This window comes from Epilithonimonas zeae, from assembly GCF_900141765.1.
Lineage (GTDB): Bacteria > Bacteroidota > Bacteroidia > Flavobacteriales > Weeksellaceae > Epilithonimonas > Epilithonimonas zeae.
Map to the genome: position 1 here is coordinate 1,736,097 of NZ_FSRK01000001.1, position 14,345 is coordinate 1,750,441.

Consider the following 14,345-nt stretch of genomic DNA (forward strand, 5'->3'; position numbering starts at 1 on the left):
AATAGTGAAATTTTGGTTGGATGATGGAAGTTTTATGATTGAAGTTAACATCGTATTGAAAATCATCCAGCTTCCTTCTTCTAACATCGAGCAAAAAACTCTACTTTTGCAAAATGGATATAAATAATCTAAAGATACAGGTCAAAACTTTTTTTGGTCTGGAACAAGTCTTAGCGGAAGAGATTAAAAAACTGGGCGGTAAAAATGTAGAAGTTAAAAACCGTGCGGTAACTTGTGAAGGCGACCTTGGTTTTCTTTACAAACTCAATTATTCTTGCAGAACAGCTCTTAAAATTTTGGTTCCGATAATGGAATTCAAAGCTTTTAACGAGACCAAATATTACGATAAATTATACAAGTTTGAGTGGGACCAGTTCTTGGAACCGAACCAGACCTTTGCTATTGATGCAACTGTAAACTCAGAGAGATTCAGTCATTCGCAGTTTATGACTTTGAAAATGAAAGACGCCATTGTTGATTATTTTCAGGAAAAACATAAGGTAAGACCTAATATTAATAAAGATAATCCGGATATCAAATTCCATCTTCATATTGACAGAGAATTGGTTTCAATCTCTCTTGACAGTTCGGGAGATCCGCTTTTCAAACGTGGTTACAGAAAGGAACAAACAGTTGCACCAATCAATGAAGTTTTGGCAAGCGGAATGTTGCAACTTGCCGGCTGGGATGGAAAAGGTAATTTTCTAGACCCAATGTGTGGTTCAGGAACTTTGTTGATAGAAGCAGCGATGATTGCAATGGATTTGCCGGCGCAGACTTTTAGAAGGAATTTTGCTTTCCAGAATTGGAAAAACTATGATTCTGAATTATTCAAAACCATCAAAGAAGTTCGACTGAATCGGGTGAAGGAATTCACCGGGAAAATTGTAGGTTACGACATCGATTATAGCGCTTTGGATGCAGCAAGAGCTAATATAGAATCTGCCGAGATGGAAGATGTTATTACAGTTAGAAATAAAAACTTCTTCGATTCTGAGAAAGATATGTTCCCGTTGCTGATGGTTTTCAATCCACCTTATGACGAGAGAATTTCTATTAATGATGATGATTTCTACAAAAAAATTGGTGATACTTTCAAACAACATTATCCAAATACTTTGGCTTGGTTGATTTCTGCAGACCTTGACGCGCCAAAAAAAATAGGATTGAGACCTTCCAGAAAAATCAAGTTATTCAACGGAAAATTGGAAACGAGATTTTTGCAGTATGAGATGTATGATGGATCGAAGAAAGGGAAATATATGGATAAGCAATCATAATTTACCTTATTATCTTTATTAGATAAAATATTCCGAATAGTATTAGAAAAATTGACAACAAAGTGACTCCATAAATTTTATAAATCTTTTTGGATTGTTGCAAATCAGAAACGCCATAATTTTCATTCACAGGAATTATGGCGTTTTCTTTTAATATCAAATTAATCTGCTCACGATTTTCTTCAAGAAAATAATATCTGCAATAATTAGAAATATTTGTGTTGCTTATATCTTCAGCAAAAAAAGAAATTCTATTTTGCGAAACAAGATTTTCAAATTGCACATAATCTTTGAATTGAATCAACGTTTTGAAATGTTCTTTTTCGAAAATATTAAAATCCATTGACACTTTTTCTCAAATTTAAAACCTTTTTCAATATTTTTGAAAATAATTTCATAATTCACATTGACAACAATCTCCATCATCATTGCAATTTTCAACAGAAAAGACGAATTGTTCGAACTTCTTAATTCTTTGTCTCATCAAACTGATAAGGATTTTGAAGTCATAATTGTGGATGATGGTTCCAAAATAGCACTTCTCCCAACGGTTGAATTATTTCAAGAACAATTGGATATCCAGTTTTTTCGAAAAGAAAATTCTGGTCCAGGACTGAGCCGAAACTACGGCGCAAAACGCGCGAAAAATGATTGGCTGGTTTTTGTAGATTCGGACGTGATTGTAGAAACAGATTACATCGAAAATATCAAGAAAAATCTTACCGAAAATCCTTGTGATGCTTTTGGTGGTGCAGATAAAGCGCACAGAGGTTTCAATCTGATGCAGAAAGCTATTTCTTATTCTATGACTTCTGTTTTCACAACTGGCGGAATTCGAGGAAGTAAAAAAGCAGTAACGAAATTTCAGCCTAGAAGTTTCAATATGGGCGTGAATAAAGAGAAATTCTTGAGCATCGGTGGATTTTCTGAAATGAGAATTGGCGAAGATCCAGATCTATCGATGACGTTTTGGGAAAATGGCTACACAACTTTGTTCTATGATAATATTGGCGTTTATCACAAAAGAAGAACCGACTTTGGCAAATTCTCCAAACAAGTGTACCAATTCGGCTGTGCAAGACCAATTCTGAATCAAAGACATCCAAATTATGTGAAACCTACGTTTTGGTTTCCGAGCATTTTTCTGTTGGGTTATTTGGTTGGAGTTATTCATTATTTCGTTTGGGGAAATGGATTGATTCTCGCTTTGTACGGACTTTATACATTTCTTGTTTTCTTCCACGCTTTGATGGTTACGAAAAATATCAGCATTGCCGGAATGGCGATAATTTCTACTTATATTCAAATGTTCTCTTACGGTTACGGCTTTCTGAAATCCTGGTTTCTTCTCAATATTATGAAGCAAACTCCGAAAGAAGCTTTTCCAAAACATTTTCATTAATTTAATTAACATTTAATTATCAGTTATAAATCTTTGCTTGGAATATTTTTTGTAAATTTTATAGGAATTAAATTTATAAAACTATGTCAAAAAATATCGCCGATCAATTTGTAGAAATCCTAGTAAAAACGGGAGTTAAACGCATATATGCTGTCACTGGTGACAGCCTTAATTTTTTAAATGACGCCATAAAACGTGAAGGTTCCATCAAATGGATTCACGTACGACACGAGGAAGTTGGTGCTTTCGCTGCAGCTGCTGAAGCTGAATTGGAAGGTCTTGCTGTTTGTGCGGGAAGTTCGGGTCCAGGTCACGTTCATCTCATCAACGGACTTTACGAAGCTAACCGTGGAAATGTTCCCGTTCTGGCAATTGCTTCGACTTGCGAAAGTTCAGAGTTTGGAACTTCTTATTTTCAGGAAACGAATACGATCAAATTGTTTGATGACTGTTCTGTTTATAACCAAATTGCAACAACACCTGAACAAGCGCCAAGAATGTTACAGGCAGCTTTGCAACATGCCATTTCTCAAAAAGGTGTGGCAGTTTTAGGAATGCCAGGTGATCTTTTCGAAGCCGATTCTGTGAAAAATATTAGTTCCGATTTAGTTTTCAAAACTAATCCAAGAATTATTCCTTCTGAAGAAGAAACCAATTGGATTGCAGAACATCTCAATTCAGGAAAAAAAGTGGCAATCTATTGTGGAATCGGAGCTTCTGAAGCACATTCTGAAGTCATTGCTTTGGCAGAAAAACTGAAAGCACCAATCGGATATTCTTTCCGAGGAAAAATGGGAATCCAGTACAGTAATCATTACGAAGTTGGAATGACTGGACTTTTGGGATTGCCTTCTGCCTTCAAAGCAATGCACGAAGCAGATGTAATTTTATTGCTCGGAACAGATTTTCCTTACGTGAAATTTATGCCGGTTGATAAAATAATTATTCAGATTGATGATAAACCTGAACGTTTGGGAAGAAGAGCACAATTAACGAGAGGTTTTGCAGGAAAGATCAAAGATTCATTAATCGGTCTTCTGCCTTTAATTAAAATTAATGATGACAGAAAATTCCTTGAGAAGCAATTGGAGTTCTACCAAACTGTAAAAAATAATCTCAGATCCTACGTTGAAGACAAAGGAAAAGAGAATCACATCTCACCTGAATTCGTTGCCGAAACTTTGAATATTAAAGCTAATAAAGACACAATCTTCACCGTAGATACTGGAATGTGCTGCGTTTGGGGTGCAAGATATTTGCAAGCGACAGGCGAGCGAAAACTTCTGGGATCTTTCAGTCACGGAACAATGGCGAACGCAATGCCAATGGCTATCGGAGCGCAATTATCCAATCCGGACAAACAAGTAATCGCACTTTGCGGAGACGGCGGACTTTCTATGTTGTTGGGCGATATCGCAACGATCAAACAATATAATTTACCAATCAAAATCATTGTTTTCAATAACCGCTCCTTGGGAATGGTAAAACTGGAAATGGAAGTAAACGGAATTCCGGACAACGAGACGGATATGATCAATCCGGATTTCGGACTTTTAGCTCAGGCTTTCGGAATCAAAGGCATCAATGTGACAGATCCGGAAAAAGTGGAAGAAGCGATTGATGATGCTTTGCAAACAAACGGTCCAGTTTTGGTCAATGTTTTTACAGATCCAAATGCGTTGGCAATGCCACCAAAAGTTGGTTGGGATCAGATGAAAGGAATGGGAATCGCAATGACGAGAATGATGTTGGATGGTAATTTCAAAGAAGTGGCGGACACGATCTCCAGCAATTACAGACACATTAAAGAAATTTTATAAATCTTGACCCAATTCTATAATTGGGCTTTTTTATTGATTTTAAAGCAAAAAAAGCTTCACACAATGTGAAGCTTTTAGAAAATAATATATATAACCTTAGTTTAAAAAAACTATTTTAGAGAAATCATTCTGCTGAAACTATCGCCGTCTTTTTCAACATTGATGATGTAAGTTTCAGGGTTTGCAGGATTCAGATCAAAAGTTAAATCAATCAATCCATCTTTCGCAACGTTATTTTTACTGTAATAGGTGTTGTTTGCTGTATCGAAAATTGACACTTTCACATCCCCGATAACATTAGTCATTTTTAATTTAACCAAATTTTTGTTGATGGTATATTCTGGTTTTGAAAGTGTAGAAACCGGAGATTTTTCCAAAGAAACCTGGTCACCATCTACTACAATTTTGTATTTTTCAATTTTAGCATCAGATTCTGCAACCAAAAAATAAGTTCCAGAAGCCATTTCGCTCATATTGTAAGACTTTTCTATACTGTCACTGTTAATGATTTTTTCAGAATATATCTCACCTTTGTCACTGTTATAAACATATAGAGAAACATTCTTCGCATTAGAAACTTCAAAATGTAGTGTCTTTTGACTTACCTCTCCTATTGATACAGAAAAATCTTTATCCTTAGCCATTGCACTTGTAGAAACAAAAATACTTGCCACAAGAAAACCAAATTTTAATATACTTTTCATATTACTATCTTTAATTGTTTTACTATGCAAATGTATCATGGATAAACCTCAAATAATACAATACAATTTTCATTTATATGTTCTATATTAACATTAACTAAATGTTAATTAATAAAATAAGGTAATTTAAAACATAATAAATAAATTTGCATTATGAAATCCCCGTGATTGGAAAATGATAAAAAACAATCAAATCTGCATATGAAACATAACAGTCCAACTTTTGAAGCGGTAAGTCCTGATATTGGAAGTAGTTTTACTTGTCTGAAGTTTAATCGGAATGAAAATATCAAATCGCACATTTGGCATTATCATCCTGAGATTGAGCTGATTTTCGTTTGTGGCGGTTCTGGAAAAAGGCAGATTGGAAGTAATATTTCTTACTTTTCAGATGGCGACTTGATTCTGATTGGCAGTAATCTCCCACATTGTGGAATGACCAATGAAAATACCAATAATGACTATGAAGTTGTGATTCAGTTTCCTATGGATTTTCTTGGCTCCGAATTTTGGCAGGCTAAGGAAATGAACAAAATTGCCGTGCTTTTAGAGGCTGCGAAAAGCGGAATTGTTTTCGGTGATGAAGTTAAAAATGCTTTGAAAACAAAAATGGAAGCTTTGGCAGAAGCAACATCTTTGGCCAAATTGATGATTCTAATTGAGATTTTGGACGAACTTTCCCACACTCAAGATTATAAAATCCTAAATGCTTCAAAATATTATCTGCAAACTCAGAAAGAAGATAATGACCGAATCAGTGTGATTTTCAATTATGTAAAAGACCATTTTAAGGAGCAAATAACTCTGGAAACCGTTGCGGAATTATCCAATATGACAGTTCCTTCTTTTTGTCGCTATTTCAAAAAAATTACCAATAAAACCTTCACTCAGTTTGTGAATGAATATCGAATCACGCATTCTCTAAAACTCTTGGCGGAACAGCCGATGAGCATCACGGAAGTTTGCTTTGATAGTGGATTTAATAATTTCAGTTACTTCAACAAAACTTTCAAAGAACATACACAGAAAAGTCCGTCGCAGTATAGAAAGGAGTTTAGTAATATTTTGGCTTGATTTATTTTAAAGCATTCTGCAATCTGAAAATTCAACAATTCTACTTCCAGAATTAGTTTCTATTTTCACTTTATTCCTTATAACAAAAAAATTATCTTGTAACGCTGAATAATCGTGCGAGGTTTGTTCCAAATTGATAATATCTAAAATTGTAGGTAAGCCAACAAATGGGATTTCTTCCAAACTATAAAAAGTTACATTTTCAAATCTTAAAATTTTTTGTTCAAAAATGTTATTTTCCCAATCAGTTGGAAAGTCAATGAAAAAATCAATTATTTGCCCATCTAGATTTTCTATGACTTTTAATATTTTGGAGTCGTGAAAAGAAATTTCGTTAAAAATCATAATTTATTTGTCTAATATTAAGAGATAACACTAAAATACTTCTTCATCTCCTCCATCGTCCCCAAACTAATTCTCGTCCACTTCCCTTCTTCCTCATACGTTTTTCCGCCAAGGATTTTAGCTTCTTTCAGTTTTTTGAAATATTCACCTTTATAATTCTCCAAAGAAAAATAAATAAAATTCGCAGAAGACGGAATGGTTTTAATTCCTCGTTTATTAAATTCTGAAATTGTAAAATCTTTCACTTTCTGATTGTTATGAAGAACCTTGGAAATAAATTCCTTGTCTTCCATTCCTGCAATTGCACCAGCCATTGTCACAACACTGATTTCCGCACCACTCCAGCTTTGCAGTTTTTTCAATTCAACAATCAATTTTGGATTTCCGATAGCGTAACCTAATCTTGCGCCAGCAAATCCATAAAGTTTGGAAAATGTTCTCGTAATAATCAAGTTTTTATAAACATCAACCAAATCGCTGAGAGATTTCTGAGTCGTAAATTCAATATAAGCTTCATCCACCAAAACAATGATATTGTCTGGAATTGATTTGATAAAATTCTCAATTTCCTGTCTTGAAAGCAAATCTCCGGTTGGATTATTCGGATTGCAGATATAGATAAGTTTCGTATCTTTTTGAATAGAACTTTTCATCTTTTCCAGATCGATTTTCTTCTTATCGTTCAGAGGAATTATCGTTTTTGACATTCCGAGAAACTCAGCAATCGGTTCAAAAATCGTGAAAGACGGGTCCGGAATGATGAAATGTCCTTTATTAATCGAAACATATTTGGTAATCAATTCCAACAGAAAAGATGAACCTGCGGAAACCAAAAGATTTTCTTTTTTAGACTGGTTGATTTCCGCCAACTTCTCACAAAGAATATCAGCAAATTTGAAATCATAAAGAGATGAAAATCTAAGACTGTTTTGCATCGCTTCCAAAGCTTTCGGCGAAGTTCCAAAAGGATTTTCGTTGAAGCAGAGTCGGATGGTTTCGTTATCTTTTTTTAGTAAGTTGAAATTCGGGGTTTCTTTTGCTAAAAATTCCAGTGGCGAAAGCGTAAAAGCAGCACTTCCTAAAAAAGCGGTTTTCAGCCAGTCTCTTCTGTTGATAGACATAGTTATTTCAAATTTTGAATAAAATTAAAGTTTATTCTTTATTATTCAATTTCTTTTAACCGATTTTTTCTGATTTATATCTTGGAAAATACCATTTTCATCGGGTATAATTGATTTAGTTTTCATTCAGCAATACTTTTGAATCATCAATTAAAAACAAATAAAAAAATGTCATTACTCACTCCTCTCATCTGGCTTCTGATAATGTTTCCGATTTTCATTATCGCTTTTTTCAACTCTAAAAAAGGAAATTTGAAATTCCTTTTGTTATTCATAGTTCTCTTTTTAGCAGACAATTATATTCAGATTTTAACCAAACAATATTTACCAGATTTTGGGCTCAAATTCTCTTGGTTAGGAAAATTATTGAGCTTGGCAATTTCATTATCAGCAATTTATTTTGTTAATAAGAACGACAGAAAAGAAATTGGTTTCACAACTTCTACTAACTCGAAAAAACAAATCAAATTCGGAGTTTTGGTTTTTCTTGGATTTTTGACATTTGATTTCATATTCAAGTTCGTTCTATTTCCAAAAGGTGGAGAATTTGATTTAGAGACATTTGCTTTCCAGGCAACAATGCCAGGTTTGACAGAAGAAATACTTTTCCGCGGAATCTACCTTTGGATTTTTGACAAGGTCTTTTTACCGAATTGGAATTACAAAGGAATCACGTTTGGTTGGTCATTTGTGATTGTGACACTACTTTTCGGAGTTGCTCACGGCGCTGTTTTGACTTCGGATTATCAATTCAAATTTGACATTATTACAATCGTTTATCTGACTTTGATATCTTCTTTAAGTTTGGGAATTTTAAGGAAGTTCTCCGGAAACCTTATCTATTCTATTGTTGGTCATAATGTCATCAATGTGATGAATGCCATTATCAGAATTCTTTAATTTTTTAATATAAATAATTATGTTTATCAAATCTAAAAAAGTTTTATTACTTATTGTTTTATTAGTTTTCAACTTTAGTTTTTCTCAGGAAAAAATCAACGTTCTGTTATTAGGAACTTATCACTTCAATAATCCAGGAAATGATGCTATTAAAGGTATGGAAAGAAATATTCTAACGCCTGACAATCAAAAAGGCTTGGATGAAATTACCAATTCAATTATTTCTAAATTTAAACCAGACCAGATTTTTGTAGAAAGCAATTTTAATGAAAAAGAAGACTTAAATAATCAATATCAATTGTATCTTAAAAATCAGTACAGTCGATTTACTGACACCATAAAAAAGCCAAGAATGAAGCGGTTTTACACAGAAGGGGAAACTTTTCAGCTGGCTTTCAGATTAGCTAAAAGAGCAAACATTGGACAGATTTATCCAATTGATAGTCTTATCGAAATGAGATTTGATATTCTTCAAAAAGAATTGAATTCTAATCCTGTAACGAAAAGTATTTTAGAAAAAAAGGCCGTTAAAATGACTCAATCGGGCGACAAATGTATGTCCAAAGATTTATTAAAAGATGTCTTTATTTGTTTGAACCAAAAAGCCCAGCTAGCTGAGAATAAAGGTTTTTATATTTCTATCGCTAACAAAGTCAATCCTGATGGTAAATATTTTGGTTCAAATCTCGTTGCGGATTTTTATAAAAGAAATCTAATTATGTATTCTAATATTCAAAATCAGATAGAGCCAAAAACAAAGAATATTTTTATTTTGGTTGGGACTGGTCACGCCGCAATTTTCAGAGAGTTTTTTGAAAATGATGAGAATTTTAATCTGATTGAAGTTGATGAAGTTTTGTAGAAAACTTCAATCTCATCATTAATTCTAATCTCAAAAGCTTATTTTTGAAATGCCTTTTTACATTAGCAAAATGCAGACAGAACCGACGATAGCAGAACTTCAACCCAGTCAAAATATCTTAATAGAATTCGAAAAATTCTATAACAAAAGCCCGAAAATAATTTTCCATTTTTTGATGTGGTTTGTATTTTCAGTTTTATTATTTCTCAATTATTATATCGAACTCAAACTAACTGTTTTTGAAGGTTTAATTTTAACATTAAGAAATGCGGTCAACAATATGGTGGTTTTCTATATTTTCTTCTACTTATTAGTTCCGAAAATATTCTTGTTAAAGAGAAAAACATCCATTATATTATTGATTCTGAGCATTCCGGTTTTGGTTTATATCTGGATGATTGTCAATCATTTTATGTATGTGATTTATTATCATTTAGGCTACGAAATCAACGTTCCGGTTTATAAAGACATCATTAAAAAAAATGGCTCCATAAGCTTGATGGAAGCAATTCCTCTCAAGGCTGTTATTGGAAATGCAGTTCTTGTGATTTTTACAATGTTGCCTTTTTTCTTCATTAAGATTTTGTTTGAAATCATCAAAATATATAACAGAACCACAGAATTACAACAACAAAAACTGGAAGTCGAAATCCAGAATATCAATATTGAAAAAGACTTTTTAAAATCGCAACTCAATCCACATTTTCTCTTCAATACACTGAATAATCTTTATGGTTTGAGTGTCAAAAAAGATGATTCTGCGCCGGAAGTTATCCTAAATCTTTCCGATATAATGAGTTACACGCTCTACGAATCCAATTCCGAGAAAGTGCCTCTGGAAAAGGAAATAGACTTTATCAAAAATTATTTTGAACTTGAAAAAATGCGTTATCCGAAAGACAAAAATATTCAATTGGAAATCTTTGGAGAAGATGAAATTTCAGGACTTTATATTGCGCCACTTCTGACATTTACGTTTATTGAAAATGCTTTTAAATATGGGTTGAAAAGCCAAAATCCTTTCATCAAACAAGAAGTTATTATGAATGACAATCAGTTCTTATTCATTGTTGAAAATGATAAAGAAAGGATAAGTGAGAGAAATAAATTCGGAGGAATTGGAATCGAGAATATCAAAAAAAGGTTACAATTGTTATATCCAAATCAACATCAATTGGAAATTAATAACCTTGAAAATAGCTTCAGAATCGAACTAAAAATCAATCTATAACAATGGAAAAACTAAAATGTCTGGTTTTGGACGACGAACCAATCGGAAGAGAAATCATTGAGAATTTTATCAAAGAAATTCCTTTTCTGAAACTGGTTTCTTCTTTTGGCGACCCTTTGGAAGCGATGACTTTTCTTCAAAACAACAAGATTGATTTGATTTTCAGTGATATTCAGATGCCGAAAATCAACGGATTGGAATTGGTTCGAGCTTTGGAAAATCCGCCGGTTATTATTTTCATAACGGCTCACAGAGATTTTGCTTTGGACGGATTCGAAACCGGAGCAACAGATTATCTGGTAAAACCTGTTCGTTTTGATAGATTCTTGAAAGCGGTCAACAAAGCCAAAGATTACATCGAACTGAAGCAAAAATCAACGGTTCATCAAGTCAATTCTGACCGAATTTTCATCAAGTCTGATGGAAAACTCACGAAGATTCTTTTGGAAGAAATCCTCTACGTAGAAGCACAAGGCGATTATCTGAAAATCGTGATTAATAATGAAACTTACACCACTCTAGCCACTTTGAAATCTATGGATGAAGTTCTCACTTTACCAAAGTTTTTCCGAGTTCAACGTTCATTTATCATCAATCTGGAAGCCATCCGAAGTCTGAATGGAAATATAGTGGAACTAATAAATGGAAAAAGTATTTCGATTGCGCTGAATAAGAAGGAGGAATTGTTTCAGTTGTTGGGAATCAGGTGATTTTTTGGTAAGTTTACTTAGATGAAAATAAAATATAACGAAGGTTTAGAATTAAGAAAACAAGATAAAATAATTATCTTAATTTTTTTTCTATTCATTTTTGGATTGATTGGAATTCTTGGCGCTTTCGGATATTTTGATAATGCAAAGAGAGAACAAGTTTTAAAAGAAGAATATTCTGGAAAAGTAATTGATTTATTTCACGATAAAAATGACCACAGTAGTTATAAAGCAAAACTAACTAATGGAAAAATTATTTATGTGTATTTTCCTTTAGAAAAGAAATTTGCAACACTTAATTTAAATGATAGTATAATCAAACAAAAGAATTCTGTTTACATTTTAGTTTTCAAAAATGGAAAGTTTGAAAGGATAATCAACACTTTAACTTCTAAAGATTAGAAAATAAAAATAACCCTACTCAAAAATAATCGTCTTATTCCCATCAATAAAAACCTTATCATCAAAGACCAATTTCAAGGCATTTGCTAGAACAATTCGTTCCACATCTTTTCCTATTTTCGCAAGGTCTTTTGCCGTTTTGGAATGACTGACTTTGATGATGTCCTGATAAATAATCGGACCTTCATCCAAATCATTCGTCACGAAATGAGCTGTTGCGCCGATAATTTTCACACCTCTTTTGAAAGCCTGTTTGTAAGGATTCGCACCAATAAATGCTGGTAAAAATGAATGATGGATATTGATAATTTTCCCTTCCAAATCATGAATAAAATTGGGCGACAGAATCCGCATAAACTTCGCCAAAACCAAATAATCGAATTGATAATTTTTCAAAGTTTCTTTAATTTGGTTTTCGTGTTCTTCTCTAGTGATATTTTCCGCCGGAATATAAATAAACGGAACATCAAATTTCTCCGTCAATTCTCGTAAAGTTTCATAGTTTCCAACAACAGCCAAAATATTGAAATTCAAATCTTTGAACTGGTTTCTAATCAACAAATCTGCGAGACAATGGTGTTCCTTGGTAACGAGAATCACGACATCTTTTTTCCGTCCATCCACACAATCCACTTTAGAATTTGGTGGCAACATTACTAAAACTTCTTTGGCAATCTGTTCTCTGTCACAATCGCCTTCGAAAGTTGTTCGCATAAAAAAACGTCCGTTATCTTCATCAACAAATTCATCATTTTTCGTGATGTTGAAATCGTTTTTGAAAAGCAGTTCGGAGATTTTATAGACCAAACCTTTTTCATCGGTACAATTGATTCTTAGAATAGTTTCCATTGGTGTTTTTGAGTTTTTTTTAATTGGTAGAAATAGCTTTGTAAGAACTCAATTTCCCCAATTTATCAGCATACCTAACCACAACATTTGTCAACTTTTTTCCATTCGAAAATGAAGAAACTGTTTTGGTATTAATTTGTGGAGAAACAATTTCTGTTTGCCAATTATCACCGTATTTTAAATAGATCACATAAGACAAAGCATCGTTATTTTTCGTCCAATTAATCATAACATTACGATCTTGTTTTTTCAAATCTACATTCAGTTCTGATAAAGGTTTTGAAGTCAGCCAAGTTGTTTCGGGAATCAAAACTTTTTCTTTGTAAGAATTGTTTTTTAATTCCTGCTGCATTTCATAATTTTTACTAATTCCTGCGATGCTGTAATGGACTTCTCCGGCATTATTTTTTAGGATTTGTCTGGTAACCTCTATTTCTCGGGCAATTTCTGTCGCTTTATTCGGAGATTTTACAGCAACGGTGTTAAGACCTGGCCAAAGATGTCGACTTTTCGTATTCTCATCATTCCACCATTGTAAAAGAAGCGGAAAGCTCTGTCCCGGTGAATCTACAGGCCAATACAACTGAGGCGTAAAATAATCTACCCAACCTTGGTTCAGCCATAATTTGGCATCCGCATACAATTCATCATACTGAGAAGAACCTTTGATTCCAGCAGGAAAACCAGGTTTCCAAATCCCAAACGGACTGATTCCAAATTTCACATCATTTTTTTGAGCTTTGATTTCGTCATAGATTCTTTTTACAAATTTGTTGACATTTCCTCTTCGCCAATCACCTCTGGAAAGCGTTCCGCCAGATTGTTGATAAACCGACCACGTTTTGAAATCGGGGAAATCCTTTCCGCCGTTATATTCGGCATAAGGATAGAAATAATCATCCAGATGAATTCCATCAACATCGTATCTTGAAATGATATCTTTAATCACTTTTGAAGCCTGATCTTGCGTTCTGTCATCAGCGGGATCAAACCAATACATTCCGTTTTTCAGCTTCAAAATATTGTCAGGTGATTTTCTAACCATCGATTCTGATGAGATTGCACCACCGTTGGAGTGATGTGCTCTAAATGGATTCAGCCAAGCGTGAAATTCTAAACCACGTTTATGGCATTCTTCAATCCAAAATTCCAAAGGATCATATTCCGGATAAGGTGCTAAGCCAATTTGTCCTGTCAAAAAATGAGACCAAGGTTCGTGAGGGCTTTTGTACAAAGCATCCGCAGAAGGACGAACTTGTAAAATAACCGCATTGAAATTGAGATCTACCAACATATCCAACATTTGAATGGCTTCTTGTTTTTGCTGATCTACAGACAGATTATTTCTGGAAGGCCAATTGATATTTGCAACCGATGCAATCCAAACTGCTCGGAATTCCCTTTTGATTTCCGGTAATTTGATATTATTCAACTGAACCACCGGTTTTGGAGGAAGTTTAATTTCTATTTTTGTAATTGGTTTTTTAACACCAGATTTAGTTGGTGTTTTTTTAGTCTTTGTTGCACAAGAAACTACAAAGATTGCCAATAAAATGATTTGGAAAAATGATAATCTGAAACGCATAGTTTGCAAAACTAAACGATAAAATCAGAATAACAAAAAAAGCATCCAATAATGGATGCT

Annotated in this window: 15 protein-coding genes; 10 read left to right on the forward strand and 5 right to left on the reverse strand. The window is 33.6% G+C overall.

Annotated elements, in window-relative coordinates:
* The first annotated feature begins 4 nt into the window (after nucleotides 1-4).
* The 4 genes from BUR19_RS19205 to BUR19_RS07990 all read left to right on the forward strand — a co-directional run bounded on the left by BUR19_RS19205 (nucleotide 5) and on the right by BUR19_RS07990 (nucleotide 4,502).
* Complete coding sequence (locus BUR19_RS19205; protein WP_262494429.1) at nucleotides 5-127, forward strand: hypothetical protein; 123 nt, start codon at nucleotides 5-7, stop codon at nucleotides 125-127.
* Entirely contained in the window at nucleotides 114-1,280 is a 1,167-nt protein-coding gene (locus BUR19_RS07975; RefSeq protein ID WP_074234595.1) for a THUMP domain-containing class I SAM-dependent RNA methyltransferase, read from the forward strand. Before BUR19_RS19205 ends, BUR19_RS07975 begins: the two co-directional genes overlap by 14 nt.
* 406 nt (nucleotides 1,281-1,686) lie before the next feature.
* The gene (locus BUR19_RS07985) at nucleotides 1,687-2,682 is read left to right on the forward strand and encodes a glycosyltransferase (RefSeq protein ID WP_074234599.1); all 996 of its coding nucleotides are present in this window, start codon (nucleotides 1,687-1,689) and stop codon (nucleotides 2,680-2,682) included.
* 83 nt (nucleotides 2,683-2,765) lie between these two features.
* Nucleotides 2,766-4,502 (forward strand): thiamine pyrophosphate-dependent enzyme, encoded by a 1,737-nt coding sequence (locus BUR19_RS07990; RefSeq protein WP_074234601.1) that lies wholly within the window; start codon nucleotides 2,766-2,768, stop codon nucleotides 4,500-4,502.
* A 110-nt stretch (nucleotides 4,503-4,612) separates the two neighbouring features.
* Here the strand turns inward: BUR19_RS07990 and BUR19_RS07995 are convergent, their stop codons facing one another.
* Nucleotides 4,613-5,206, reverse strand: a complete 594-nt coding sequence (locus BUR19_RS07995; RefSeq protein ID WP_074234604.1) for a DUF3244 domain-containing protein — start codon at nucleotides 5,204-5,206, stop codon at nucleotides 4,613-4,615.
* A gap of 201 nt (nucleotides 5,207-5,407) precedes the next feature.
* Between BUR19_RS07995 and BUR19_RS08000 the strand changes: the two genes are divergently transcribed.
* Nucleotides 5,408-6,280: an AraC family transcriptional regulator gene (locus BUR19_RS08000; RefSeq protein WP_074235597.1), complete on the forward strand. Its 873-nt coding sequence runs from the start codon at nucleotides 5,408-5,410 to the stop codon at nucleotides 6,278-6,280.
* Nucleotides 6,281-6,286: 6 nt separating this feature from the next.
* Here BUR19_RS08000 and BUR19_RS08005 read toward each other — a convergent pair whose 3' ends face one another.
* Nucleotides 6,287-6,625: a hypothetical protein gene (locus BUR19_RS08005; protein ID WP_074234606.1), complete on the reverse strand. Its 339-nt coding sequence runs from the start codon at nucleotides 6,623-6,625 to the stop codon at nucleotides 6,287-6,289.
* A gap of 17 nt (nucleotides 6,626-6,642) precedes the next feature.
* Nucleotides 6,643-7,746 (reverse strand): pyridoxal phosphate-dependent aminotransferase, encoded by a 1,104-nt coding sequence (locus BUR19_RS08010; RefSeq protein ID WP_074234609.1) that lies wholly within the window; start codon nucleotides 7,744-7,746, stop codon nucleotides 6,643-6,645.
* Between the two features lie 168 nt (nucleotides 7,747-7,914).
* Between BUR19_RS08010 and BUR19_RS08015 the strand changes: the two genes are divergently transcribed.
* From BUR19_RS08015 to BUR19_RS08035, 5 genes are read left to right on the forward strand one after another with little or no spacing between them, the layout of a single operon-like run.
* Nucleotides 7,915-8,646, forward strand: coding sequence for a CPBP family intramembrane glutamic endopeptidase (locus tag BUR19_RS08015; RefSeq protein ID WP_074234611.1), 732 nt, complete (start codon nucleotides 7,915-7,917; stop codon nucleotides 8,644-8,646).
* Nucleotides 8,647-8,665: 19 nt separating this feature from the next.
* Nucleotides 8,666-9,508 carry a DUF5694 domain-containing protein gene (locus BUR19_RS08020; protein WP_074234614.1) on the forward strand — a complete coding sequence of 281 codons (843 nt, stop codon included), beginning with the start codon at nucleotides 8,666-8,668 and terminating at the stop codon, nucleotides 9,506-9,508.
* 49 nt (nucleotides 9,509-9,557) lie between these two features.
* Nucleotides 9,558-10,739, forward strand: a complete 1,182-nt coding sequence (locus tag BUR19_RS08025; RefSeq protein WP_245799043.1) for a sensor histidine kinase — start codon at nucleotides 9,558-9,560, stop codon at nucleotides 10,737-10,739.
* A 2-nt stretch (nucleotides 10,740-10,741) separates the two neighbouring features.
* On the forward strand, nucleotides 10,742-11,449 hold the full coding sequence (locus tag BUR19_RS08030; RefSeq protein ID WP_074234617.1) for a LytR/AlgR family response regulator transcription factor: 708 nt from the start codon (nucleotides 10,742-10,744) through the stop codon (nucleotides 11,447-11,449).
* Between the two features lie 21 nt (nucleotides 11,450-11,470).
* Entirely contained in the window at nucleotides 11,471-11,851 is a 381-nt protein-coding gene (locus BUR19_RS08035; RefSeq protein WP_074234619.1) for a hypothetical protein, read from the forward strand.
* A 15-nt stretch (nucleotides 11,852-11,866) separates the two neighbouring features.
* Here BUR19_RS08035 and purU read toward each other — a convergent pair whose 3' ends face one another.
* Together purU and BUR19_RS08045 are read right to left on the reverse strand one after the other, a co-directional pair.
* Entirely contained in the window at nucleotides 11,867-12,700 is an 834-nt protein-coding gene (gene purU / locus BUR19_RS08040) for a formyltetrahydrofolate deformylase (protein WP_074234621.1), read from the reverse strand.
* Nucleotides 12,701-12,719: 19 nt separating this feature from the next.
* Entirely contained in the window at nucleotides 12,720-14,285 is a 1,566-nt protein-coding gene (locus BUR19_RS08045; protein ID WP_074234623.1) for a glycoside hydrolase family 10 protein, read from the reverse strand.
* Nucleotides 14,286-14,345 lie beyond the last annotated feature (60 nt).

Coding starts and splice junctions, on each gene's coding strand:
- BUR19_RS07975 (WP_074234595.1), top strand. CDS start 114: ATGGATATAAATAATCTAAAGATACAGGTCAAAACTTTTTTTGGTCTG.
- BUR19_RS07990 (WP_074234601.1), top strand. CDS start 2,766: ATGTCAAAAAATATCGCCGATCAATTTGTAGAAATCCTAGTAAAAACG.
- BUR19_RS07995 (WP_074234604.1), bottom strand. CDS start 5,206: ATGAAAAGTATATTAAAATTTGGTTTTCTTGTGGCAAGTATTTTTGTT.
- BUR19_RS08000 (WP_074235597.1), top strand. CDS start 5,408: ATGAAACATAACAGTCCAACTTTTGAAGCGGTAAGTCCTGATATTGGA.
- BUR19_RS08005 (WP_074234606.1), bottom strand. CDS start 6,625: ATGATTTTTAACGAAATTTCTTTTCACGACTCCAAAATATTAAAAGTC.
- BUR19_RS08010 (WP_074234609.1), bottom strand. CDS start 7,746: ATGTCTATCAACAGAAGAGACTGGCTGAAAACCGCTTTTTTAGGAAGT.
- BUR19_RS08015 (WP_074234611.1), top strand. CDS start 7,915: ATGTCATTACTCACTCCTCTCATCTGGCTTCTGATAATGTTTCCGATT.
- BUR19_RS08020 (WP_074234614.1), top strand. CDS start 8,666: ATGTTTATCAAATCTAAAAAAGTTTTATTACTTATTGTTTTATTAGTT.
- BUR19_RS08025 (WP_245799043.1), top strand. CDS start 9,558: ATGCCTTTTTACATTAGCAAAATGCAGACAGAACCGACGATAGCAGAA.
- BUR19_RS08030 (WP_074234617.1), top strand. CDS start 10,742: ATGGAAAAACTAAAATGTCTGGTTTTGGACGACGAACCAATCGGAAGA.
- BUR19_RS08035 (WP_074234619.1), top strand. CDS start 11,471: ATGAAAATAAAATATAACGAAGGTTTAGAATTAAGAAAACAAGATAAA.
- purU (WP_074234621.1), bottom strand. CDS start 12,700: ATGGAAACTATTCTAAGAATCAATTGTACCGATGAAAAAGGTTTGGTC.
- BUR19_RS08045 (WP_074234623.1), bottom strand. CDS start 14,285: ATGCGTTTCAGATTATCATTTTTCCAAATCATTTTATTGGCAATCTTT.